The organism is Virgibacillus phasianinus, from assembly GCF_002216775.1.
GTDB lineage: Bacteria > Bacillota > Bacilli > Bacillales > Amphibacillaceae > Virgibacillus_F > Virgibacillus_F phasianinus.
Genome location: NZ_CP022315.1, coordinates 2,255,312 through 2,280,888, shown reverse-complemented (window position 1 = coordinate 2,280,888; position 25,577 = coordinate 2,255,312). Strand labels below are relative to the sequence as shown.

The window sequence follows — 25,577 nt, the reverse complement described above, 5'->3', positions numbered from 1 at the left end:
TTTATGCTTGCGATGAACTTTTGTCAATATAGGTCAATGTCTTACCGGTAAATCCAAATAGAATCGTCAAAATTGGCGACAGTAAGCAAAAGAAAGCAAATGGAAAGTAGGCCAGCGTCGATACACCTAATGTTGAAGTGATAAACGCCCCGCAAACGCTCCATGGAACAAGCGGGTTTACGACTGTTCCGGCATCTTCTGCCACCCGCGATAGATTTTTATTTGCCAATCCAACCCTCGCAAACCGTGATTGATATGCTTCACCAGTCAATAGAATGGATAAATATTGCTCACCAATCAGGACGTTAATTCCAATAGCGGTAAACGCTGCGGCAGCAATAACAGATCCTGCCTTTTTCAGCATGCTTTCAATTGACTCAAGCAGCCTTGGAACAATACCAAGCTTAAATAACAAGCCGCCTAGGCTTAATGCCAGTAGCACAATGCCAATGGTAAACATCATACTAATTAGGCCGCCTCGTGTTAACAACGCATCAATTTCCTCAACACCTGTTTCGGAAACATAACCACCGAAAAGTACACCAAGCAAATCCTTCAATGGAATAAATCCATTTATGTATGCCATTACAACTGCACTGGCAGCACCGCTGGCCAATGTTAATAACGCCGGTATTTTCATAATGGAAAAGATCAATAAGACAACGACCGGAATTAACCCGTTATACCAGGTAACTAGGCCCGTATCGAGCAGTCCCTGTTGGAATTTCTCCATATCAGCAAAACTGGCAGACGTAATTTCTGGTGAAATAATTGCAAAAATGATTAGAGTAATCATAAATGCTGGTACGGTCGTCCACGACATATTGCGAATATGCTCAAACAAATCGACTTTTAAAATAGATGAGGCCATATTGGTTGTATCGGACAACGGCGACATTTTATCGCCAAAAAAGGCACCAGATACAATCGCTCCCGCTGTCACAGCTAATGAGACATCAGCCGCCGTAGCAATACCGATAAAAGCAAGGCCAGCCGTTGCAACTGTGGTCAAGGAGCTTCCTACACAAAGTCCGACAACCGCAGTTACGACAAAAACGATTGCCAAGAAAAAATGCGGAGTAACAAGCTCAAATCCACCGTAAATCAGTGAAGGTATCGTTCCGCCAATCATCCAGGAAGCAATTAATATGCCAATAAAGAAAAAGAGGAATACTGCCCCCATTCCTGCTTTTGCTCCTTCAGTTATCCCTTCCTCCAATGTTTGGTAGGTGATTCTTTTCATAAGTCCATAAACCACTAGTAATAATAATGCCAGCACCAGTGGTATATGTGGTGCTGCTTCAAAATAAATAATTCCAAAACTAATCACAATTAATACAGCGATAGTCACCGCTAATGCTTCGATTAATGACGGCTTTTGGACAGCTTTGATTCGATACATAAGAAATTCTCCTTTGTTTGTTGATTATCTGTTGTGTTTACGCACAAGATAGAGAGTTTCCGAAACTGTCAAATTACTATTTTCCTTTTTTAGGCGGTGCATGGATTGCCATGTCTGATAAGCCGTCCAATGCTTCCATCAACCCTTCGTTCATACTTGGATGCGGATAGGAAGGAAAACGTAAATCTTCTTCACGTGCCACCATTTCAAGCGCTGTAACCCCGGTACTAATCAGTTCAATCGCACCAGCACCTATTATATGAATTCCTAGTAATAGATCTGTCTCACTATCTTTAATGACAGTTACTATACCAGATTTTTCTCCCGAAATCATTGCATAACTATTTCCACTCAACTGTGATTGGCTTATTTTTACTGAATACCCTTGATCTGCGGCTTTTTTTTCGGTCAGACCAACTGTAGCAATTGGCGGATTGCTATGTACCACTGTTGGTATGTGGGTAAGGTCAACCTCACTGTTCATTCCACAAATTGTCTCTGCAGCTGTTTTACCCTGTTTTATTGCTTGTACCGCGCTTGGTGCACCATCCGTAACATCCCCTGCGGCAAATATATTTCTGACTGATGTTTTCATTGTATGATCAGTCTGAATAAACCCCTTGTTTGTTTGCTTCACACCAATTCGTTCTATACCAAGCTCCTGAATATTCGCCTGTCGTTCGGCAGACATATACAGACGTGAACCTGTTAGTTTTTCTTTTTCCCCGTTTTTTAATAGATTTATTGTTATCTCTTTATCTGCTGAATTCACTCGTTCCAGTTGATAGTTCCGGTAGACCTTGATTTTTTCTTTTTTTAAAATACGTTTCAGTTCGCGGTTTATGGAGGCATCAAATGGAAAGTCGCTCCGATCGTTCAGGACAATTGCCACATCACTGCCGAGCTTTTTGAAACTAAACGCAGCTTCAAGAGCAATATAATCACTGCCATATATAAGAAGTGACTCTGGAATGGCTGTCATTTGATAGATTGTCTCGGGATGCAATATGCATTCATCTGCCGGCTGTACGCCATCCGGTACAATCGTTGAGCTGCCTGTCGCGATCAAGGCATATTCAAATTCATATATATCAAATTGATGACCATTCGCAACACCAATTTTATTTTCTCCAGTAAAATTGGCCTCGCCTGTAATTAATTCAATTTTATTCGCCTTGCATAATGATTCAACGCCACTCCGCAATTGCTTCACTGTTTTATCCTTGTAGGACATAAGTGCATCAAAGTCAACATGCGGTTCTGCCGTTACGATCCCCATTTTGTTCATTGCCGGAACCCTTGCCAGCTGTTTGGCTGCATGTGCAAAAACCTTAGATGGTACACATCCTTGATTTAAACAAACGCCACCAAGTGATGCTTTTTCAATTAGCGTCACAGACTTTCCTAACTGCGCAGCGCGTATCGCTGCATTATATCCTCCAGGACCGCCGCCAATTATGACCACATCCCGTTTCTCTGCAAATTCACCAACAACCATTAGACCATCTCCAATAACAGCTTTTTCGGATTTTCCATCAATTCAATGAAGCGGTTGGTAAATTCAACTGACGCTACGCCATCCGCAACACGATGATCGAAGGATAGGGACATGGTCATGATTTGTCTGATTGCAATCTCATCATTGTCCATGACAACTGGTGTTTTTTTCGTTTTATGAAACGCAATGATCGCGGTTTGTAATCCATTGATAATCGGTGTTGCTCCCATTCCACCGAGTGGGCCAACATTGCTAATCGTAAATGTTCCATCCTTCATGTCGCCAGTGGTCAGCTTTCCATCCTGCGCCTTTTTCGTCAATGCCTTCATTTCCGTGTTAATCTGGCGAATGGATTTCTTATCGACATTGCGAAGCACCGGCACGACTAATCCTTTTTCTGTATTTGTGGCAATCCCAATATGATAGTGCTTCAAAAGCTGGATTACACTGTTTTCCTGATCTAGCTTTGCATTGAAAACCCGATGTTCTTTCAATGCAATGGTGATTGCCTTTAGGAAAAACGCGACAACTGAAATGGACTCTCCCTCTTGCTTTAACTCATTTCGGAAAGCCAAAATCTTTGTCAAATCTGCTTCATCAAAGTGTGTCACATGGGGAATAGTGGTAATTGCCTTGGTTAAGTTATCACCAATTTTCTTCCGCATGCCTGTGTAGGCGATTGTATCTGGTTCTATAGGTTGTTCAGGTGTTTCATCAGCAGCTGCGAGACTACCAGTTTCAATAAAACGGTAGACATCTTCATCCGTTACTCTTCTTGCTGGACCCGTCCCTTGAATTTGCTCAATATCGACATCATGCTCACGGGCAATCTTTCGTGTGAATGGTGCTGCTAAAATACGGTGGTGTCTTTTTTGGACGTTCTGGACAACTGGCTCCTGCTCCATGGTACCCTGTTCTTGCACCGGCTTTCCTTGTTGAACCTCTTCAACCGCATGTTCTTTCTCATCATCAATTTCAATAATTCCCGTTCCAACTGTTACAACCTCACCTGTTTGATAACGAATTTTACTGATTTTTCCCGCAGCTGGAGAAGGAATCTCTGCAACCATTTTATCTGTTTGCAATTCTACTAGGGGCTGATCAACAGTAACTTCATCCCCCACCTTAACAAAAAAGTGAATGATCTCGCCTTCATTCATTCCTTCACCAATATCATGGAATTTCACTTCAACCATTGGATCACCTCCCTAAAACTCAACAACTTTCTTAATGGAATGAACAACACGTTCAGGTGTCGGCAAATAATTGTTTTCTAACGCAAATAAGGGGATCGGAACATCAAACCCTGTTACACGTTCAATCGGGGAACGTAAATATAGAAACGATGTATCATTAATCACTGAGGTTATCTCTGCACCGACACCGCCTGTCGCATGTGCTTCATGGACTATCACCGCCCGCCCTGTTTTTTGGACTGATTCAGCAATGATATCCCTATCAAGTGGATACAGTGTCCGCAGATCAATGACATCACATGAGATATTTTCCTTCTTCATTTTTTCTGCTGCTTTTAACGCCACCGGTATCATGGCACCCCAGGCAAGAATCGAAACATCTTCTCCTTCCTGAAGACGTTTACCTTTTCCAATTTCAACCGTATACTTTTCCTCTGGCACATCATTTCGTTCCCCGCGGTACAGGCGCATTGGTTCTAAGAACATGACTGGATCCGGGTCCTCTATTGCTGCAATGACAAGACCCTTTGCATCATAGGCGTTAGATGGGCAGACAACTTTAATACCTGGTAAATGTGTAAAGAGCGCCTCCACACTATCTGAGTGGATTTCTGGCGAACGAACGCCTGCACCATATGGCGCGCGAATCACCATGGGCAAGCTATAGTGTCCCATCGTCCGTGTTCGCGTTCTGGTCACATGTGTTGCGATTTGTTCAAATGCTGGATAAATAAATCCGAGAAATTGGATTTCTACAATTGGTCTTAGTCCATTCAGCGCCATCCCGACGGCTGCCCCCACAAAACCCGCTTCACTAAGCGGTGTATCAACGACACGTTGCTCACCGAATTGTTCCTGTAGTCCAACCGTTGCCCGGAATACACCACCGTTCTTTCCGATATCTTCACCAAGAATAAGTGTATTTTCATCCTCCGTTAACATCACCTTCAACCCATCATTAATCGCCTGAATCAAAGTGAGGGGCTTTGTTTTTATCATTGTTTGAACCATTAGAACATGCCTCCCTTTAGCGCGTTGAAGTTTTTCTTTTGCTCTTCAATTGTCCATGCAGGCTTTTCAAACACATAGTCAAACATCACATCCGAATTCGCTTTTTCATAGGACTCCATGTCACTGACAGCAGTGTCCAATTCTTCCTGTATTTCTTCTTTAATGGATGCAACCCAAGCATCATCCCACATGTTTTGCTTTTTCATAAATCTTTCTAACCGGAGGACAGGATCACGTTCCTCACGTGTCGCGTCACTTGCAGCCTGATCACGGTATTTAGACGGATCATCAGCGGTGGTATGAGCACCGAATCGCCAGGTGACTGCCTCAATAAGGGTCGGACCTTCCCCATTGCGCGCCCGTTCCAACGCTTCCTTCACGACAAAATTCACCGCAAACACATCCATCCCATCGACACGCTTTCCTGGGATTCCATATGCTTCCGCCTTTTGTGCAATCGTTTCGGAATTCATTTGTTTTTTAACTGGAAGGGAAATCGCAAATCCGTTGTTTTGGTTAAAGAATACAACCGGTGCGTTAAACACACTCGCAATATTTAGTCCCTCATGGAAATCCCCTTCAGATGTTGCACCATCACCGAAGTATGCAATGGCAGCGTTCTTTGTTCCCTTATACGTTTCCGCCATGGCAGCACCGGCCGCATGTGGGAGGTGGGTTGCGATGGGAATGGATGCTGGAAAAATATTCTTTTCAAGTGAAGGAACACATCCTTCAATTCGTCCATTCCAGTGAAGGAGCATCCGATTCAAATCTGCTCCAAATGTTAGGGTTGCACCATGATCACGATAGGTTGGGAAAAGCCAATCATCATTCTGTAAGGCCAGGGCACTTCCGACCTGGGAGCCCTCCTGTCCTTCAAAAGGGACGTATGTACCAATTCTGCCCTGGCGCTGGAGTGCAATTCCTTTATGGTCGTATGTCCTTATCCGGAGCATGTGGTAATAGTATGTTTTCGCCTGCTCCTCAGTCAGTAAATCCTGATAGTCAGCGGAGGTTACCTCTCCGTCTTTGTCAATAATTTGAAAAAGTGGATAGTTTGCTTCCATCTATTTCACACCTTTAATTCGTTATTTTGCGATGGGAGACCGGCAGATATATTCACGCACAATCCCCATCAAGTTTTAAAACTCAAAAATATTATCCGCGGATATTCCACTTTGGACGGCGATTGCGTGCGAAAAAATTGCTGCGCGCACGTTGTTCTTCCATTCGCTTATCACACCTGCGATTTGCTGCTTCTTCTGTCGTAATGGAATCAAGTTCCGCTTCTTTATAAATTTCCAATAACGAGTTATAGATCGCCTTCGTTTTAGCGAGTACCCGATCTTTATTAGGGCCATAGAGTTCATCGGCAACTTGAATTAACCCACCCGCATTTACAATATAATCCGGCGCATACAAAATCCCTTTATCATGCAGCATTTTCCCATGCTTTGCTTCAAGTAACTGATTGTTTGCGGAACCAACAACTGCTTTCGCCCGCAGTTGCTCAACAGTATGGTCATTGATAATTCCGCCGAGAGCACACGGTATAAAGAAATCTGCATCAGCCCGATAAATGTCCGCATTATCAACAACCTTAATAGTGCCTTCCAGTTTAGCGGCTTTTTCTTCTATCAGCCCTAACACTTCTTTATTAATATCTGTCACATAAATTGACGCTCCTGCGTGCAATAAGTGTTCAGCGACCTTAAAGCCCACTTTTCCAAGCCCTTGAATCGCATAGGTTTTATCTGCTAGATGATCGCTCCCCTGCATAAATTGGCTAGTTGCTTTCAAGCCGTAGATAACACCCTCTGCCGTTGGTATTGATGAATCACCGCCACCTCCGTAGGCCTCTGGTAACCCATTAATAAAATTCGTTTCCCTCATAGCATGAACAAAATCATCCATCGTTGTTCCCATGTCTGTTCCCGTGTAAAATCGACCGTTTAATGAATCAACATGTTGCCCGAAAGCCCGGAACAATGCTGGTGACTTATCCGTCTTTGGGTCACCAATAATAACTGCTTTCGCTCCGCCAAAGTCCAAATCAGCGGCAGCACATTTATAAGTCATGCCTTCTGATAGTCGAAGTGCATCCTCAAGTGCCGCATCCACTGAATCATACGGGCGCATCCTTGTTCCCCCAGTCCTGGACCGAGTGTTGTGTTATGAATCGCGATAATTGCCTGTAAGCCGGACGCCGGGTCATTACAAAAAACAACCTGTTCATGGCCAGCAATCTTTTCAAACATATCCGCATTCACACTTGACTTTTCAAGCCCCTGTTTCATTATTCTTACCCCCATTTAATTTTCGTCTACGCCGCAAATTGTTCCATTGATCTATTTCACTTTTTCACATTTATTCACATCGTTGTATTTTCCTGCAAAGAAGGCTAATGGTTCACCATCTGTAATGCATACATCCGTAACTTCACCGATGTATAGTGTATGGTCTCCGGCAATTACCGTGTTGTGCACATTACATGTCAGATTTACCAATGAATCTTTGATTGTTGGCATCCCATTGAACCAATTAAAGTCTATGTTTCTATTTTCCTTTTTTTGACCTGCAAAATAGGCAGACATTTCCTGCTGCTCACTGTTTAGAATACTTATCGCGAATTTGCCGGATTCTTTGACATATTTATTCATATGGGCATTTTCACCAACTGAAATTAGCACTAAAGCTGGATCCAATGATACCGACATAAAGGCATTCGCTGTCATTCCCTTTACTTCATCATCAAGCATTGTTGTGATGACAGTAACACCGGTCGCAAACTTCCCCATCGCGGTTCGAAATGTACGATCATCCATCTGTATCAACTCCCCTTTTAGATATATGCCCTATCTATCAATTGCCTTACACCCTATATGACGAAGGTGGGTTTATGCTGTTTCAGCTTAGCCTGTTTTTGTTCAACCCTTTCCCCGGTTATAACGTCAAGAACGGATGATGCTTCGTTGAACCAGCAATCAGGGGCTGCGTGCCCCCAGAACGTTTGACGCATCGGGTCATTAATATCCCACCTGATTGGTTTAAAATCTGGATCACTAGTTAAATAATCTCCATTGTATAATTCAATCCGGTGCCCATCGGGATCACGTAGGTATAGAAAAAAGGCATTCGACAGGCCATGACGGCCAGGTCCGCGCTCAATATTTTCACCGTAACCCATTGATGCAAGCACATCACACGTATTAATTACCGCAAGTGGATCTGGCAGCCAGAAACCAATGTGGTGCAAACGTGGTCCAACTCCATTCATAAAGGCCTGATCATGTACCGTATGTTTGCGGTGCAGCCAGGTTGCCCAGACATCTCCATCTTTTGTGTCCGTATACTCCGAACAAGCAAATCCGAGTTCGTCACGGTAGAAATTTTCCGCTTTTTCAACATCTGGTACATTGCAATTGAAATGGTCAATTCGCTGCATCCGTGATCCTTTATATAGGTCATAGCGCTGCAGCAACCGCTCAGCGGGATCCATTTCCGCAAAAAATTCCAGCGGAAGCCCCGAACAGTCCTGCACGCGAAGCGTTCGGCCAATCGCATGCTGCTCGCCCTTATCCAGCCATTTTGTTTGGTAACCTTTCATCTCAAACATCTCTGATAGCGCTTTCAAATCATTGTCAGATGAAACCTTGTAACCTAGCACTTCCACATTTGGTTTGGTGGACTTTTTTAAAACTAGGCTATGATGTGTATGTTCTTCCAACCCACGCAGGTAAATATGCTTTTTGTCTGATTCTGTTTCAACAAATCCAAGAGCATCCACATAAAACTTACGTGATGCTTCCAAATCGGTCACATGTAAAATTGACCGTGCACAACGGATAATCGAAAAATCCATCCATGCTCCCCCTTTTTACTTACTTTTCATTAATTAAACTTCAACTTCATCTGTCTTTTTCAAAAAATCATCTACAAATTTTTTATAGGAATCTTTTTCATAATCGTCAAAGTACGACATCCCCATTTTAATTGGATCACCAAAGAAATAATATTCATAATGTGCCTGGCGTGCTCCAAACGCACTCATTGTTACATCCCATGCTAACCGGAATAATTGAACACGGTCTTCACCCTCCAGATTTTTACCTTGTAAACCACTCTTAATAATTGGTCCGATTTCCTCGTGCATAAAGTCGTCATGTGTAGGAATCCCCATCAACCCTGATGCACCTAGGATTCGGATGATTTCTACTAATCTCGGATATATTCTTGGATACCAGTTACGCGCTGCATTTAATGCATCGAAATCTGGGGTCATCGTGCCGGATTCATCTAATTTCGCATTATGTTCTGCCCGGTACAGATGTGACTTCATTGTCTCAAGGGCCAGCATAATTTCCGAACCTTTATCCTTTACATGCTGGAACTGGTCGATGCCAATTGCATCCATCACGCTTAATGCCACCCCTAGAATGAATTCCGTTTTCACAATATTTTTTGCAACAACCTGGTGGGACATATGAACAACTGCATTCGTTTCGCGGAACGTCCGGTTACAAACGGATGAGTTCCCACAAACAAACACGCGCTCCCAAGGAACAAAGACGTTTTCAAATGAAACAATCGCATCACTTTCTTCAAAACGGGAGCCCAGTGGATGATCCCATTGATTTTTGCCATAATCAAATGACTCGCGACAAATAAACTTCAATCCTGGTGTATTATTCGGAATCGCAAATGCTAACGAGTAAGGATCGTCCTGCTCCCCGGCTTTTTTGACGGTTGATGGGAAGACAAGAATTTCATCGGTAATACCACCTTGTGTAGCAAGTAATCGAATACCATTCACGATTATTCCATCATCACGTTCCTCTACAAGCTGCAACGCAACATTACCATCCTTCAATTCTGACTGCATCTTGGCACGGTTTACCTGGGGGTGGATCAATGTATGTGTCAGACTGATATCATTTTCCCGAGCATACTCGTAATAATTTCTGGCATTCTCGGCAAAGCGCGGATCAGCCTCAGCAAATAATCCGTTATTCATGCCCATGGCCATCACTTCCGCATTTAAATAATCCGGTGAACGTCCCATCATCCCTCCTGATGTGCGCGCCCATTCCTGCATTGCCTCGCGGCGCATAATCAAATCATCGATCGTCGTTGGTTGTAAATAGGTCATGCCAACCTGATCCCCGCTGGTTGGTGATGTATATAACATCGTATCCTTTTTCTCGTATTGGAGATCATACAAATGCGCCATTGATTGAATCACATTTTTAAAAGCTGGATGTGTTGTGACATCCTCCACACGCTCCCCGTGGATATAAACATTATTGTTCGCTTTTTGTAATCGATCGATATATTCCTGACCTGTTTTTGCTGGCATAAATTTGCCCTCCTTAAGTTATCTAGTTTATTTTTTCTTTCCAAACTCCGGAATGTGGTGGTCGCTCATTGCGACATGGATTGCTTTCGGTTCAGTATAAAATTCCAAAATAGCAAAGTGGCCACCTTCACGTCCCATTCCACTTGCCTTCATACCGCCAAAGGGAATTCGCAGATCACGTACATTTTGCGCATTGATCCACAGCATGCCGGAATCAACAGCTTGAGCAACTCGATGCCCGCGTTTAATATCGTTCGTCCACACATATCCGGCTAACCCGTAATCCACATCGTTCGCCATTTGAATGACTTCTTCCTCTGTTTCAAATTCAATGACAGCCATCACTGGACCAAAAATTTCCTCCTGACTGACGCGCATGTTATTTTTTGCATTGAGCAGCAAAGTTGGGGGTACGAAATTTCCTGTTTTTACTTCTTTCGGAACAGTCCCTTGGACAACCTCACAGCCCTCTTCTTTGGCAAACTCGATGTAGCTGGTCACTTTTTCAAAATGACCTTTATTGATCAGTGGGCCAAGCTGCGTGCTATCGTCCATCGGGTCACCAATCTTCACATTCTGAACCCGTTCTTTTAATGCTTTCACGAAGCGATCTTTAATGTTTTGATGAAGGAAAACCCGTGAATTCGCTGTACAACGCTCCCCGTTGAAGGAAAAGATTCCCCATACCGCTGCATCCAACGCACGGTCAAAGTCCGCATCATCAAACACGATTAACGGCGATTTTCCCCCAAGCTCCATCGATGTTTTTTTCAATGAATCAGCACTGTTCTTAATAATTGTTTTACCTGTTACGGTTTCACCGGTGAATGAAATCGCTTTCACTTTTTCGTTTTTAACAAGCGCATCTCCTGCTGTCTCTCCATAACCGTGAACGACATTAAATGCGCCTTTTGGTAATTCCGCCTGATGAATGATTTGTGCCAATTTATTCGCCGATAGCGGCGACAATTCAGCTGGTTTTAAAATAACCGTGTTCCCTGTTGCAAGTGCCGGTGCCACCTTCCAGGTAGTCAGCATAAACGGTGCATTCCATGGTGTAATTAGTCCAACTGCGCCAAGCGGTTTATAGACTGTATAATTGATAAACTCATCATCGACCGCATACGCATCACCATGCATACGGGATTGCACCATCCGTGAATAGAAGCGGAAATTTTCCGCGGCCCGGCCAACCATTTTCCGTGTCTGGCTAATCGGCAGCCCGGAGTCCAGTGATTCTAGTAGCGCAATCTCCTCAATCTCTTCGTCAATTAAGTCAGCAATTCGCTCAATGTAACCCATGCGCTCTTTTTGCTTCATGCTCCCCCACGGGCCCGTTTGAAAAGCATCATCAGCAGCTTTGACTGCTTTTTCAATATCGGCTTTTTCCCCTTTTGCCACGCGATTGGTCACTTCATTCGTAAATGGATTCATGTTATTGAAGTATTCAGAATTACACGCTTCTACAAATTCTCCATTAATGTACTGTTTTACTTCAGCCACTTGTTTGTGTTCCAAAACTATCACCTGCTCTTAAAGTAATTTATATGCTTTTAGTGTTTCCCTAATTTCAGCCTGGACTGCTTCTGATGGTACATCAAGTGGTTTGCGCAATACCGGTTTAATTTTACCCATCATCCCTAATGCAGCTTTGGCGGGAGCCGGGTTTGTGTCACGAAATAGAACGTCATTTAGCGGCATTAATGAGTAATGCAGATCCTGAGCGCCTTTTACATCTCCCACTTCCCACTTGTTATATAAGTCAGCCACCTCTGTTGGTGCAACGTTTGCGGTCGCACTGATATGGCCAGCACCGCCAATTGCAAGCATCGGGTAACAGAGCACCTCAATACCGGAATAAAGATTGAAATCACGTCCAGCCTTCAGTAACACTTTATTTACATGTTCGAAGTCTTTGTTTGCTTCCTTAACGCCAATGATATTTTCGCAGTCTTCAGCTAATCGGGCTATCGTGTCAGCCTCTAGGTTAACCGCCGTACGTCCAGGAATATTGTATAAAATAATCGGTATGTCGACTGAATCCGCAACCGTTTTAAAATGTTTGTACAATGCATGCTGATTTGGTTTATTGTAATACGGAACAATGACGAGCGCACCATCCGCCCCCATTTCCTGTGCAGCTTTTGTCATCCGCATTGTTTCATCATGATTCGTGGAACCAGTTCCAGGAATAAATGGGACACGTCCATTAACTGTTTTACATGCTGTCTCCATAACTGTCATGCGCTCATCGACAGACATGGAACTTGGTTCACCTGAAGTTCCGGTAACTGAAATGCCATGGCTTCCTTTTTCGATATGCCAGTTTATTAATTCTTTGAATTTATTAAAATCAATACTCTCATCTTCGTTAAACGGTGTAATGACTGGAGAAATTGACCCCCTGAACCGCTTTTTCGCTTCTTCATACGCCATATTTTTAACCCTCCGTTTAGAAATCCGTTCTTTTTTTCTTACCAATTTTCTGAACAATTAAATCGTATATGATTTCAAATATGATGTCAATACTGACCAAATTACTTTGGTATTGGCAACACGTTGGCTCCCATACCATCAAGAGACTTAAAAAATATTAATCAAATGTAAACGCTTACTTTTATTAACAAACTAAAAACCCTGTTTGGGGCAATAAATCCCGGACAGAGTTTTTACGTGTCACTTATTTCTAGTTGTTTTAGCCTTCTGCGCTCAAAATCCTCTGCTGTTCTGATTTTATGCATCCGTGCTGCCGATTCTAATACGGGAAAGTCTGAACTGTTTTCAAGCAAGTCAATTAGTTCGTTATGTTCAATGATTGATGTCTTCACCCTTTTCGAATACAATGTCGAACCTAGTCCGCGGATTGAATCGAGTCTTGCCCATGTGTCCTTAATTTGTTCAACCAAGTAAGGGTTTTTGCACTCCTCACAAATGATTTGATGAAATTGGAAATTCAGTTTTCCATACAGTAATATATCGAAGTCTTCCAGTGCCACCTCCATTTCCTTATTTTTTTCTTTCAACATGGTTATCTTTTCTTTTGGAAAATCAACACCAGTCATTGCTGTCGCATAGCCCTCTAGTACCGCCAATACCCGTAGTGCATCTGAGTATGCTGTTTCATTCACCTGTGCCACGACCGGACCGACATTTTGTTTGTAAAATACCAGCCGCTCCGATTCAAGCTGGCGAATAGCCTCCCTGACAGGAATCGAACTCGACTTCAGTTCCTTTGCCAATTGATCGATTACAATCCGTTGACCAGGCACAAAAACACGTTCAATTATTCTTTCCTTAATTACCCGATACGCTTTCTGTTGCTTGTTTTCTTTTATCATAATAGTCTAATAATATATGATTTGATATATGACGTCAACCCATCAAAGGATTAGTAAATCTTTACATCTTTTAGGTCAAGCAAAAAAGAGCCCCGCCATGACTTTCCCACCCATGGACTATGGACTCTTTTCATTACTATGGCTGATTTTTAAAAGATTGTTGTTTTTGACACAAAATCCATAAACTGCGACATATGCGCTGGGTTGTTTTCCGCTGCAGACCGTTGCTTTCCGCGGGCGAGTGACGAGCCTCCCCGGACTGTTACAAAGGGCACTGAAAAAGTGGTGGATTTTACTAATTTAGCTTTTCACTTTTACTTAGCATCTTGAATATACGGAGACTCCTGTGGGAAGTAAGAGATCGGCGAGACCCCACAGGACGGCAGTCCGAGGAGGCTCGGCACTCTCCCACGGAAAGCGAAGTATATTCAAGATGCGATAATTGATCCGCATATTTGTACTATATTTACCTTTTTCAGTGGCCTCCTGTTACATCGCAGTTTTTATCAACTGTGATGATATTAGCTACAAACTATGTGAAAAAATGCCGTTGTTATGATTCAGTTGGTCGTTCTTTTAATTCCTCATCATTTTTACCTTCAAATCGCAATCCCCATCCAGTAATTGCCGCAATCAGCATAATTACAACCAGGAACCAGCCCTGGAAAACAAATGGGAATACTTCTGTTGGAGAAACAACAGGCAACCATTCATATGTTTCTTTCGATAATTTGATGGTTGACCATCCCAATAAAACAGGCGCCCCCCATGGAAAAATGTAACCAAGTGCTGAAGTAACCGCGTCAAGCATGTTTGCCCTGCGATAGCGATGAATCTTATATTTTTCCCCTAATTCTTTTACAAAAGGCGCGGCAGCAATTTCTGCAGCTGTGTTAATAGTAATAGCACTGTTTAGTAATGCTACGATCCCCCAGATAGCAAGCTCTGCACGTCGAACGGAATTTTTAATCCATTTGATCATCACACCAGTAATTGCGTCCATCGTCCCGCCTAATTTTAATAAGTGGGCACAAGCGACAATCAGCAGGATTAAGACTGCCATGTTCATATAACCCATAACTCCTTCAACCAGTGCGCCGGTTATAACTGTATCAGAATTAGGATCAAAACTGATAATATCGGAAAACGCAGCAAGGTTCATCGCAACAATGATTCCAATTGCTGCCAAAATACCCCAGGTCAAGGAGGTAACTAAATGCTGCCCGGTTAAAGCTAAAATAAGTACAATTGCAAATGGGATAAGCATAACCAAACCTGTTGGTTCATTGGCATCCATTATGGCAGATGCACCCGCAGAACCTCCAGCGGCTGTTCCTCCACCACCGAATATTGCGAATAAAATGGTAGTTGGAATCGCCGCCATAATAGAATATTTAAAACGGCTGCGAACAACGCCTGGCACATCCGCTTCCTGCGTAGTTGCAGATACAATGGTAGTATCTGAAACCGGTGCTAAGTTATCACCAAATACTGCCCCAGCCAAAATAGCTGCGAACATAAATGTAGGATCAGCACCAACTGCGACACCCGCCGGATACATTAGTGTACAAAAGGCAACTGTTGTTCCATATCCGGTACCAACTGCTGTAGAAAAAATTGCTGCCAGCAGGAATGTCATTGCTGCAAACAATCCTCCAGTGAGTCCGGTAATACCACCAATCCACACTAGTCCTTCCACAAGTCCGCCAACTTGAAGAATTTGGGCAAACATACCAGCATAAAACCATGCTACGATTGCCACAACACCTACCGGTTGGGCTAGTCCATCAAACAACCCCTGGGCATAGTCGCCCCACTTACTTTTACTGAAGAATAAACCAAGTGTAATCCCAATTAGTGCACCCATAACAAGCCCCACTTCAGATGAAAGCTTTAGGACACTGGTTGTAATCGCCCAAACAACAAAAAATACTAACGGAACTGCTGCACCAAAAGCTCCTAGTCTGAAATCCAACTTTTGAATCCGCTTACTTCCTTCTGTACGTGCTAACTCTTCTTCTGCTGAAGTCATACTTTCCTCCTCCTACTCGGTACCATACACCGAACCTTGTCATCTTTTGTCGAATACCTTTGAATAAAAACAGCCATCCATTTAGATGACTGTTTTACGTTAGACCATATATTATATTATCATAATTTATATAAATTAGAAATTAGAAATCCAATGAGACATTTGCTTATTTATCAGCAAAAAACGCCTCTGCTTTTTCTAAGAACTTTTCCTGATCAGGTGACAAATCATACTCTTCCTCTATCGCATCAACCGGGCAAACCGCTTTACATGCACCACAATCGATACAAATATCCGGGTCTATGTAAAATTGATCCTTGCCTTCTTCAATGCAATCAACTGGACATACACTTACACATTCAGCGGATTTTTCCGGTCCGCATGGGTCCAAAATTACAAATGCCACAACATTCCCTCCTTAAAAAACCAACTTACTCTATTAAATAATAGAAAGGGCGCGAATTTCAAGTCGCATGCTTATTTTCAAAATATAAATGAGCATGCAGTGAACACCCGGGATTAAAGGAAGCATGACACGACGGGCATACCGATCCACTATCTAAATATTGTTGTATCGTTAATTCCGTTCCACAGGCACCACATAATACGGCTTGCTGATTATACATTGACTTCGGCCATACCTCTGGATTGCCACAGCCATGTTCTGCATGACACTGATAACAAGGGTAGTATTGACCGCAGCAGTAAAATTTAATCGCAATCCGGTCCCTTTCCGTATGGTAATGCTTACATCGTGTTTCATGATCAATTGATCCAATCACCTTCATTACAATCCCTCCACCTTATATAATACCCGGCATTCAGAGCTTGTGCAAACTTATATCATGATATGTCTAGCTCCTGCGCCCAGAAGCTGCCGTCATAAGCAATGGACACTTCGAACGCGAAACCCGTGCGTTCTACGGTCCCTTGCTTATGCGCCCGCTTCTTACCGGGCGCTTACGCTTTTCCTTTATGCTTTCTTATTTCGGAACATAGGTTTGACAATACACATAAATAGGGTATAATAGTAATGTTAGATTTTGTAATATATAAAGTAAGATAAAATGGCAATTCTACGCAAGATATTTTAAGGAAAGCTTATTCACACTGGCGCGACTAAGGGGTCGCAAGGACGTAAAAGCAGGTAGGGTTTACGTTGCTTAAGTTAGTGGAACAATTACCGCGGTTATGGAAGTCACAGACTTTCAAATGGAAATTATTCTCCCTGAATTCCAGGGAATGGAAAATAAAAATCAAAACTTATATGTTACGTAATGAATCGGAGGGGTACTCTTATAGTGAGGGTGCCCCTTTTCCAATACATATTAATGGAAGGAAGCTGAAGAATGAGTGATTTACTGATTGGGACAAATCAAACAATGGAAGTACTTAGAAAGATTGATACAGGCTACGTTCTAAAGAAGGGGATGTCAGAAGTGCTCCTGCATCACAATGAAACAGAACATGAACTAACCGAACACCAGGAGGTCGATGTTTTTATATATATGGATAAGAAAGGACAAATGACCGCGACAACAAAACTCCCAAGTATCGAACGGGATGTATACGGTTTTGCAGATGTCGTTGAAGTTGTCAAAAACCTTGGTGCCTTTGTCGATATTGGGACAACAAAAGAAATTCTAGTATCAAAAGATGATTTGCCACTTTTTGAAAATGTATGGCCCATCCCAGGCGACAAATTATATGTCACCCTTGGCACCGACCAAAAAGGACGTTTGCTGGCAATCCCAGCATCAGAGGGAATTCTTGATCTTGAATGGGTGAATGCACCGAATGAGGCATTGAATCAAACACTTAGCGGACGTGTTTTTCGAACAAGCAAAGAGGGATCCGTCATTCTTACGGAGGAAAACTATCGTGGCTTTATCCACCATACGGAACGAAAGGCAGAACCCAGATTAGGAGAATGGGTAACTGGACGGGTAATTGAAGTTAAGGCGGATGGCAGTCTGAACATGTCACTGCGCCCATTGAAGCAACACAGCAGGATTGAGGATGCGGAAGCAATCCTTCAGCACCTTGAGGAAAATGAAGGTGTCATTCCCTTTAGCGATAAAAGTGATCCCGATGATATTCTTGGTACATTTAACATTAGTAAATCTGCCTTCAAACGTGCACTTGGCAAACTGATGAAGGATGGAAAAATAGAACAAATAAATGGAGAAACACATCTAAAAAAATAATCCCATACAAACATCTGCCTTTGTGCAGGTGTTTTTTGTATCTATGGTGCTTTTCCCACATCTGTCGGAATAATAGTTTGCAGCTGTGCAGCACAGAATAAAGGACAAAGATTCTTTACTTGACTATTCATACTTAATAACTTAATATATTAAAGGCTTTAATTCATATAAAATTACTTGGTCTTAGGACCTTGGAATTTTCATATTTTATACTGATAAACACTTATACTTTCTAAAGTATAAGTAAAGGGAGGAAATTCTGATGAAAAAAGCACTTCTTAGCATTATTGTATTATGTTTTATCCTAGTTCTTTCTGCATGTGGCACTGACGAAGAAAATGCGGGCAGCAATAATGCTTCAGACAGTAAAAACTTATATAAAAGCATTCAGGATAAAGGGAAGATTTTAATTGGAACTGAAGGTACTTATCCGCCATTTACATTCCATAATGATGAAGGCGAACTTACCGGATTTGATGTGGAAATCGCCCGCGAAGTAGCCGATCGCATCGGCGTAAAAGCAGTATTTAAAGAAACAAAATGGGATTCCATGTTTGCTGGTTTAAACTCTGCACGGTTTGACATGATTGCAAACCAGGTTGGTAAGACACCTGAACGAAAAGAAAAATATGAGTTCTCAGATCCTTACACCAAATCATCCGCTGTACTTGTCACACATAAAGATAATAATGAAATTAAAAGCTTTGCAGATATCGACGGCGTACCATCTGCTCAATCTTTGACAAGCAACTACGCGGACATCGCCAAAGAATATGGAGCCGACGTGACATCGGTCGAGGGTTTCAAAGAAGCAATGCAGTTGATTGCGTCCAAACGGGTGAAAGCAACAATTAATGACCGATTATCTGTACTGGATTATTTAAATACACAAAAAGATGCGCCAATTAAAATTGTTGACCGCGAAGATGATGCGTCACAAACCGCTTTCGCCTTCCGTGAAGGTAGTGATAAATTGATTGAGGCTGTCAATAAAGCACTAGCTGAAATGAAGGAAGATGGCACATATCTAGAAATCTCCAAGAAATGGTTTAATGAAGATGTATCTAAGTAATATTTTTACGAGTCCTGAAATGCAACAAGAATACTTGGACATTTTTATAAGCTCCCTTTGGCCATTAATCCAGGGAGCTTTAATTTATACAATCCCATTAGCCTTAATCACATTTGTTATTGGGTTAATTCTTGCTGTACTCACAGCACTTGCCCGATTATCAGGCATCAAACCATTACAGTGGATTGCCCGGTTTTATGTGTCAATTTTACGTGGTACGCCTTTACTTGTTCAATTATTCATCATATTTTTTGGTCTGCCAAGTGTCGGAATTACAATCGATTCATTTACTGCCGCCATCATCGGGTTTTCATTAAGCGTTGGTGCGTATGGATCAGAAATCATTCGTGCGGCCCTCCTGTCAATCCCAAAGGGCCAATGGGAAGCAGGATTTTCCATCAGCATGACGTATACTCAGGCATTGCGGAGGATAATTCTGCCACAAGCAACACGGGTATCTATTCCGCCATTATCGAACTCGTTTATTAGCCTGGTAAAGGATACATCGCTTGCCTCTACTATCATTGTTGCGGAAATGTTTCGTAAAGCGCAGGAGATCGCCGCCCAAAACTATGAATTTCTACTGATTTATTCAGAGGCTGCACTAATTTATTGGGTAATATGTATGATTCTATCTTTTGCCCAGGGGCGAATCGAGCAAAAATTAGATCGGTATATCGCAAAATAGGGGGATATCATGTTAGCTGTTAATGACTTACACATCCAATTCGGTGACCTTGAAGTATTAAAAGGAATTGATTTAAATATTGAAAAAGGGAAAGTTATCGTTATGATTGGGCCATCAGGTTCAGGTAAAACTACCTTTCTTCGTTGTTTAAATGCTTTGGAAACACCAAGTAAAGGAATAATTAATATAAATAATCAGCAAGTAGATTTTAAGAATGGTCCACGAAAAAAGGAAATTCGAAAACTGCGGGAACAAACAGGAATGGTGTTTCAAACACATAACCTATTCCCCCATTTTACCACGGCAGAAAACGTGATGGAGGGACTTGTTACCGTTAAAAAAATGAAGAAAAGCAAGGCCAGGGAAATTGCGCGAGAGCTCTTGACCAAGGTTGGACTCGCTGAAAAAGTGGATGCGTATCCTTACCAATTGTCGGGTGGGCAGCAACAGCGAGTTGGAATTGCCCGTGCATTAGCAATGGATCCTAAGCTTATTTTATTTGATGAACCAACATCTGCCTTAGACCCTGAGCTTGTTGGTGAAGTTCTCAAGGTAATGAAGGATTTAGCTGAAGAGGGAATGACGATGGTAGTTGTCAGTCATGAAATGAAATTCGCGAAAGAAGCTGCGGACGAAGTATTGTTCATGGATAACGGAGTAATTGTCGAACGCGGAAAACCAAATGACATATTCAACAATCCAAAACAAGAAAGAACCAAACAATTTCTTAATAAACTGCAATAAGTGATATTTCATTCAGTGGGGGTTTTTATTTCTTCCCAACCAATCGGGCTTGTACGGGCAGTTTCCCCACTTAAATTTTTCTGAGCCAAGCTTGTTTTGGGGGAAATACTGCCCGTCAAACTGCGATAATAGGCTGACATATGTTAGCCTTTTTCTATTAGGAGGTATAACACATGAACCGTCCACTAAAAAAAGAATTTTACCACCAACCAACCTTGGAACTTGCCAAAGCATTGCTAGGCTGTATATTGGTCAAAAAGACACCTGAAGGCATTGCTTCGGGAATGATAGTGGAAACAGAAGCATATATGGGGCCCGATGATCGCGCGGCACATAGTTTTGGCAACCGCCGCACCAAACGCACTGAGGTTATGTTTGGTGAACCTGGTATTGCCTATACCCATACCATGCATACACATTGTCTGATTAATGTGGTAAGCGGGGCAGTCGGTAAACCTGAAGCAATTTTAATTAGGGCAGTCGAACCTGTGGATGGTCAGGAATTAATGGCTCCACGAAGACCAAAAGCAAAGAATCAATTTCAATGGACAAATGGGCCGGGTAAATTAACGAAAGCACTCGGGATAACTATGGCTGACTACGGACATCAACTTGATAAACCTCCGTTGCAAATTATGGAAGGACAGTTGATTGATGACGCACAGATTGTAGCTGGACCACGAATTGGTATCCATAATTCGGGTGAAGCGGTGCATTATCCATGGCGGTTCTCAGTGAAGGAAAATAAATTTGTATCAAAAAAAACGTGAGGCACTTGTAATGGTCGCCTCACGTTTTTTTATCCATTTCTTGATAAGCCTCGATAAAATGCTGATAAGTTGCCCTTCCAAACCGTTCCGCATTTTCACCAAAGAATTCCTCATACGTTTGCTCACGTGCTTGATCAAGTGAGCAGCCAAGTGTATTCATTCGTAATTTAAAATAGGATTGGAAATAGTCCTTGCTCAATGTCGCACCGTTCTTGATAACCATAACTATTCCCCCTTCCTATCTATGATAACAAATCAGCGAAGTTGGACAAAGCACATAGAATGAATAGATTATTTTACTTAACTCCTTTAAATCTTTTTCAAGTGCAAAAAACACCCAGAACAGCAATCGCTTTCTGAGTAGTTCCCGCATTTTTTATAATAATGAAATAATCCATCCAATTACTACAATAGCTCCAATGATCATCAAAATTGTACGTAGCATGAAATCATCCTTTCATTCTAATAACCTGCTAATACCTTTATAATTACCCCGATACGATGACTTATAAACTACTGTACATGTATATGCAACAATAATAGAACCTATTTCTGTATTTCAAAAATTTCATCAAGCTTGCTGGACATATATGCGTGACTATCTTCCACGCCAATGTTGTAAAACAATGGAGCAAGCTCTTCAATAAAGAAGTCCAAAATTAGCAACGATGCCAAATCACCAATGTCCTCCCCGCGCTCAGTTTCGAAATATCCTTTTATCAAACTCGCCATTTCATCCTTTTGTTCTTTCGATAATTCAAATTTTGGTTTCATAGAAATCTTCCTTTCAGTTACAAACATTTACTGCACTAGTATAACAATAAGGAGCAGGAATTCGATATTTTTTGTCGAATTAACTATGTATACGAGGAGGTTCTTATATGCAGACATTTGAAAATTACAAGTACGAGCGCCCAAATTTAGACAACGAAAAAGCAGCGTTCGCTGATTTACTTAGCACATTTAAGCATGCTTCAACCATTGAAAAAGCAAATAAAGCAATTAAGGAAATCAATACATTCCGTAACAGACTATCAACTTTATTCAATCTAGTTTATATCCGTGATTCCATTGATACAAATGATGAATTTTATCAAAAGGAACGTGACTTTTTCGATGACATAGAGCCAGAAATTAAGTCATTAAACACGGATTTTTACAAAGCGCTGATTACATCTGATTACCGTGATGAACTGGAAAAACAATGGGGCAAACAACTTTTCAGTATTGCTGACTTTGAGATTAAAACATTTGATCCCAAGGTTATCAAACTACTGCAAAAGGAAAACAAGCTGACATCTGAATACTCCAAGTTGGTTGCATCGGCTGAGGTTGAATTTCAAGGTAAAACGCTGACACTTGCACAGCTTGGCCCTTATGCCCAGGATAAGGACCGGGCAACTAGGAAAAAGGCGATGGAGGCAAGTTCCGGATTCTTTGCACAACACGCTGAAAAGTTTGATGATATTTACGACCAGCTTGTGAAAACACGCCATGAAATTGCTACAACGCTTGGTTACAAAAATTTTGTCGAGCTTGGCTATGTCCGCATGCTTCGAATCGATTATGATGCGGAGATGGTAAGTGTATTCCGAAAACAAGTCCGGGATTACATCGTTCCGCTTGTAACAAAGCTTTATGAAAAACAAGCAGCTCGAATTGGCGTTAATCAACTAAAAAGTTATGATGAATCATTCAAATTCAAGACAGGAAACGCTATTCCTAAAGGAACACCGGAATGGATTATTGAAAATGGGAAGAAAATGTACGAGGAATTATCCGCAGAGACGAATGAATTTTATCATTTTATGCTTGATCACAACCTGATGGATTTGGAAGCCAAAAAAGGCAAGGAAGCTGGCGGCTATTGTACATTTATTGAGGATTACCAGTCACCATTTATTTTCGCAAACTTTAACGGAACATCAGGGGACATTGATGTTCTGACACATGAAGCGGGTCATGGATTTCAGTTTTATGAAAGCCGGAACATTGGAATCCCTGAATACTTAATTCCAACAAATGAAGCGGCCGAAATCCATTCAATGAGTATGGAATTCTTCACATGGCCATGGATGGAATTGTTTTTCAAGGAGGATACAGAAAAATATAAGTATGCTCATTTAGCTGACGGCTTACAGTTCTTACCTTATGGTGTTGCAGTCGATGAGTTTCAGCATCTTGTTTATGAAAATCCGGAGTGGACACCTGAGGAACGTAATCAAGCATGGAAAAAGTTAGAAGAAACCTATTTGCCACATCGGAATTATGATGGTAATGCATACCTCGAATCAGGGCGTTTTTGGCAGCGTCAAGGGCATATCTATGATGTACCTTTTTATTATATCGATTACACGCTTGCTCAAATTTGTGCCTTCCAGTTCTGGAAACGCGCACAGGATGACCACAAGACGGCATGGGACGACTATATTAAGCTATGTCAGCTTGGCGGAACAAAGTCCTTCCTCGGTCTTGTCGAGTCGGCAAACCTTCGTTCACCATTTAAGGAAGGCTGCGTAGAATCTGTGGTTGATACAATTGAAAAATGGCTGGACTCTGTCGACGATAAGTCCTTCTAATAAAAGATCGCTTCCCTCAAATAGAGAGAAGCGATCTTTTCTATTTCACATTAACTCGACCTACTTGCCCGTCTTCCAGGCGAACCTTGATGCCATGTGGGTGAAACGATGAATTTGTTAGTAAATCCTTTACAATACCATGTGTGAGCCGGCCTGTCTGCTGATCCTTTTTCAATACAATATCAACTTCAAGCCCTGGCTTTACCTGGTCACGATACCTTCCATCAACAGCCATGCTAACGATCCTCTCTTTTTCCAACTAGTTTTATTATACATGACAAATTCCATTACTTCATCCCCTCTGATTTCCGATCAAATATATTCAGGTTCCCTATCCGCTCTGCCGCTTCTGCCAGCCGTTCCTCATCCGCTAACAATCCCACTCGCACATAGCCTTCCCCTGCAGAACCAAAACCATTTCCAGGTGCTGTTGCAACATGCGCTTTGTTAAGTAACAGTTCTGAAAACTCCTCAGAACTATAACCATCAGGAACAGGCAGCCAGGCAAAAAAGGTCCCCTTTGGTGCCTCAACCTTCCAGCCGATTTTATTCAGGTTTTCAATAAAACAATTCCGGCGGTTTTCATAGGTATCTACTAATTTCCGTACCACTTCCTGGTCTCCATTCAATGCGCTTGCTGCAGCTGCTTGAATCCCGCCAAATAAACTCACGTGTAAATGATCTTGAAGCAGGTTTATTCCTTTCACTACCGATTTATTTCCAACTGCAAACGCAACACGCCAACCCGCCATATTGTAAGTTTTCGACAATGTATACATCTCAATTCCAACGTCTTTTGCTCCTTCAGACTGCAAGAAACTTTGTGGTTTATTGCCATCAAACCCTATTGAACCATACGCAAAATCATGCAACACACAGAATTGATGCTCTTTTGCAACTTTAACCGTTTCGTCAAAAAATTCCTTTGTAGCTGTTGCAGATGTCGGGTTGTTCGGATAGTTTAAGAACATGATCTTAGCTAGGTCCAATACATCTTCTGGAATTTGTTGATAATCCGGCAAAAAGTCATTTGCCGCAAGCAATGGCATCATTTCCGTTTTTGCGTCAGCAAGGGCAATTCCAGACATATAATCGGGATACCCTGGGTCCGGTACCAATGCAGTGTCGCCTGGATTCAATAAACACTGACTCACTTCGGCAAGGCCCTCTTTCGACCCAAACATAATTGCTACTTCTGTTTCCGGGTCCAATTCAACCCCGTATTCTCTTTGGTAAAAATCAGCCATCGCTTGTTTCGCGTAAAGAAAACCTTGAAATGGTGAATATTTATGATTTATTGGATCCTCCGAGGCACCCTGTAAGGCTTTCACAATATGTTCAGGTGTAGGCAGATCCGGATTCCCCTGCCCCAGGTTAATCACATCATGTCCCGCGCTCTGCAGCTGCTGCACATTTTTCACCAGCTTTGCAAAAAATTGCTCCGGCAGCCGCTTCAATGTTTCCGATTGTTCAAACGTTCGCAAACCTCTCACTCCCCATTATGATAATTGTTACTAATAATAGACTTGGATGGAAAATTTGTAAAGAAAAAGCGACACGCAGTTTGAACTACAAGTCGCTTTGATTTATTCACTTATTAATTATATTAATTACATCCTTAACAGCAGAGGCATGTTTGCAAATAATCGGGGTCAATAATGCTTTAAATCATTCAGAAGCATCA

The 25,577-nt window shown here is 42.0% G+C and carries 24 protein-coding genes and 1 pseudogene; 6 read left to right on the top strand and 19 right to left on the bottom strand.

Annotation, left to right across the window (positions count from 1 at the left end; translation table 11 throughout):
- Position 1: 1 nt before the first annotated feature.
- The 15 genes and pseudogenes from nhaC to CFK37_RS10860 all read right to left on the bottom strand — a co-directional run bounded on the left by nhaC (position 2) and on the right by CFK37_RS10860 (position 16,621).
- On the bottom strand, positions 2–1,402 hold the full coding sequence (gene nhaC / locus CFK37_RS10930; protein ID WP_089061888.1) for a Na+/H+ antiporter NhaC: 1,401 nt from the start codon (positions 1,400–1,402) through the stop codon (positions 2–4).
- A 76-nt stretch (positions 1,403–1,478) separates the two neighbouring features.
- A complete protein-coding gene (gene lpdA / locus CFK37_RS10925; protein WP_089061887.1) occupies positions 1,479–2,900 on the bottom strand; it encodes a dihydrolipoyl dehydrogenase in 1,422 nt (473 codons plus the stop codon).
- Positions 2,900–4,096 carry a dihydrolipoamide acetyltransferase family protein gene (locus CFK37_RS10920; RefSeq protein ID WP_089061886.1) on the bottom strand — a complete coding sequence of 399 codons (1,197 nt, stop codon included), beginning with the start codon at positions 4,094–4,096 and terminating at the stop codon, positions 2,900–2,902. Before CFK37_RS10920 ends, lpdA begins: the two co-directional genes overlap by 1 nt.
- Positions 4,097–4,108: 12 nt before the next feature.
- Positions 4,109–5,107, bottom strand: a complete 999-nt coding sequence (locus CFK37_RS10915; protein ID WP_245837204.1) for an alpha-ketoacid dehydrogenase subunit beta — start codon at positions 5,105–5,107, stop codon at positions 4,109–4,111.
- Positions 5,107–6,174: a pyruvate dehydrogenase (acetyl-transferring) E1 component subunit alpha gene (pdhA, locus tag CFK37_RS10910; protein ID WP_089061885.1), complete on the bottom strand. Its 1,068-nt coding sequence runs from the start codon at positions 6,172–6,174 to the stop codon at positions 5,107–5,109. Before pdhA ends, CFK37_RS10915 begins: the two co-directional genes overlap by 1 nt.
- Before the next feature lie 91 nt (positions 6,175–6,265).
- Positions 6,266–7,404: pseudogene (locus CFK37_RS10905) on the bottom strand (Leu/Phe/Val dehydrogenase).
- 51 nt (positions 7,405–7,455) lie between these two features.
- Positions 7,456–7,932, bottom strand: coding sequence for a flavin reductase family protein (locus CFK37_RS10900; RefSeq protein WP_089061884.1), 477 nt, complete (start codon positions 7,930–7,932; stop codon positions 7,456–7,458).
- Positions 7,933–7,985: 53 nt separating this feature from the next.
- Entirely contained in the window at positions 7,986–8,969 is a 984-nt protein-coding gene (hpaD, locus tag CFK37_RS10895; RefSeq protein ID WP_089061883.1) for a 3,4-dihydroxyphenylacetate 2,3-dioxygenase, read from the bottom strand.
- A gap of 33 nt (positions 8,970–9,002) precedes the next feature.
- Positions 9,003–10,463 (bottom strand): 4-hydroxyphenylacetate 3-monooxygenase, oxygenase component, encoded by a 1,461-nt coding sequence (gene hpaB / locus CFK37_RS10890; RefSeq protein ID WP_089061882.1) that lies wholly within the window; start codon positions 10,461–10,463, stop codon positions 9,003–9,005.
- A 27-nt stretch (positions 10,464–10,490) separates the two neighbouring features.
- Entirely contained in the window at positions 10,491–11,990 is a 1,500-nt protein-coding gene (hpaE, locus tag CFK37_RS10885) for a 5-carboxymethyl-2-hydroxymuconate semialdehyde dehydrogenase (protein ID WP_089061881.1), read from the bottom strand.
- Between the two features lie 6 nt (positions 11,991–11,996).
- A complete protein-coding gene (gene hpaI, locus CFK37_RS10880) occupies positions 11,997–12,899 on the bottom strand; it encodes a 2,4-dihydroxyhept-2-ene-1,7-dioic acid aldolase (protein ID WP_089061880.1) in 903 nt (300 codons plus the stop codon).
- A 233-nt stretch (positions 12,900–13,132) separates the two neighbouring features.
- Positions 13,133–13,801: a GntR family transcriptional regulator gene (locus tag CFK37_RS10875; protein WP_089061879.1), complete on the bottom strand. Its 669-nt coding sequence runs from the start codon at positions 13,799–13,801 to the stop codon at positions 13,133–13,135.
- A 553-nt stretch (positions 13,802–14,354) separates the two neighbouring features.
- Positions 14,355–15,833: a Na+/H+ antiporter NhaC family protein gene (locus CFK37_RS10870; RefSeq protein ID WP_089061878.1), complete on the bottom strand. Its 1,479-nt coding sequence runs from the start codon at positions 15,831–15,833 to the stop codon at positions 14,355–14,357.
- Between the two features lie 166 nt (positions 15,834–15,999).
- Entirely contained in the window at positions 16,000–16,239 is a 240-nt protein-coding gene (locus tag CFK37_RS10865) for a DUF362 domain-containing protein (protein WP_089061877.1), read from the bottom strand.
- A 58-nt stretch (positions 16,240–16,297) separates the two neighbouring features.
- Positions 16,298–16,621: a CHY zinc finger protein gene (locus tag CFK37_RS10860; RefSeq protein ID WP_089061876.1), complete on the bottom strand. Its 324-nt coding sequence runs from the start codon at positions 16,619–16,621 to the stop codon at positions 16,298–16,300.
- 561 nt (positions 16,622–17,182) lie between these two features.
- On the opposite strand from CFK37_RS10860, the gene CFK37_RS10850 reads away from it, so the two are divergent.
- The 5 genes from CFK37_RS10850 to CFK37_RS10830 all read left to right on the top strand — a co-directional run bounded on the left by CFK37_RS10850 (position 17,183) and on the right by CFK37_RS10830 (position 21,314).
- Positions 17,183–18,040: a CvfB family protein gene (locus tag CFK37_RS10850; protein ID WP_089061874.1), complete on the top strand. Its 858-nt coding sequence runs from the start codon at positions 17,183–17,185 to the stop codon at positions 18,038–18,040.
- 262 nt (positions 18,041–18,302) lie between these two features.
- Positions 18,303–19,112, top strand: coding sequence for an amino acid ABC transporter substrate-binding protein (locus tag CFK37_RS10845; protein WP_089061873.1), 810 nt, complete (start codon positions 18,303–18,305; stop codon positions 19,110–19,112).
- Positions 19,099–19,800 (top strand): amino acid ABC transporter permease, encoded by a 702-nt coding sequence (locus CFK37_RS10840; RefSeq protein ID WP_089063623.1) that lies wholly within the window; start codon positions 19,099–19,101, stop codon positions 19,798–19,800. The genes CFK37_RS10845 and CFK37_RS10840 overlap by 14 nt, the downstream gene beginning before the upstream one ends.
- Before the next feature lie 9 nt (positions 19,801–19,809).
- On the top strand, positions 19,810–20,544 hold the full coding sequence (locus CFK37_RS10835; protein ID WP_089061872.1) for an amino acid ABC transporter ATP-binding protein: 735 nt from the start codon (positions 19,810–19,812) through the stop codon (positions 20,542–20,544).
- Positions 20,545–20,717: 173 nt separating this feature from the next.
- Positions 20,718–21,314, top strand: coding sequence for a DNA-3-methyladenine glycosylase (locus CFK37_RS10830; RefSeq protein ID WP_089061871.1), 597 nt, complete (start codon positions 20,718–20,720; stop codon positions 21,312–21,314).
- 19 nt (positions 21,315–21,333) lie between these two features.
- Here the strand turns inward: CFK37_RS10830 and CFK37_RS10825 are convergent, their stop codons facing one another.
- On the bottom strand, positions 21,334–21,537 hold the full coding sequence (locus CFK37_RS10825; protein ID WP_089061870.1) for a hypothetical protein: 204 nt from the start codon (positions 21,535–21,537) through the stop codon (positions 21,334–21,336).
- 323 nt (positions 21,538–21,860) lie between these two features.
- Positions 21,861–22,088 (bottom strand): DUF2164 domain-containing protein, encoded by a 228-nt coding sequence (locus CFK37_RS10820; RefSeq protein WP_089061869.1) that lies wholly within the window; start codon positions 22,086–22,088, stop codon positions 21,861–21,863.
- 107 nt (positions 22,089–22,195) lie between these two features.
- Between CFK37_RS10820 and CFK37_RS10815 the strand changes: the two genes are divergently transcribed.
- Positions 22,196–23,893, top strand: coding sequence for a M3 family oligoendopeptidase (locus tag CFK37_RS10815; protein ID WP_089061868.1), 1,698 nt, complete (start codon positions 22,196–22,198; stop codon positions 23,891–23,893).
- A gap of 40 nt (positions 23,894–23,933) precedes the next feature.
- On the opposite strand, the gene CFK37_RS10810 is transcribed toward CFK37_RS10815, so the two are convergent.
- Complete coding sequence (locus tag CFK37_RS10810) at positions 23,934–24,128, bottom strand: YwbE family protein (RefSeq protein ID WP_089061867.1); 195 nt, start codon at positions 24,126–24,128, stop codon at positions 23,934–23,936.
- A 52-nt stretch (positions 24,129–24,180) separates the two neighbouring features.
- Complete coding sequence (locus tag CFK37_RS10805) at positions 24,181–25,377, bottom strand: pyridoxal phosphate-dependent aminotransferase (RefSeq protein ID WP_089061866.1); 1,197 nt, start codon at positions 25,375–25,377, stop codon at positions 24,181–24,183.
- Positions 25,378–25,577: the final 200 nt, after the last annotated feature.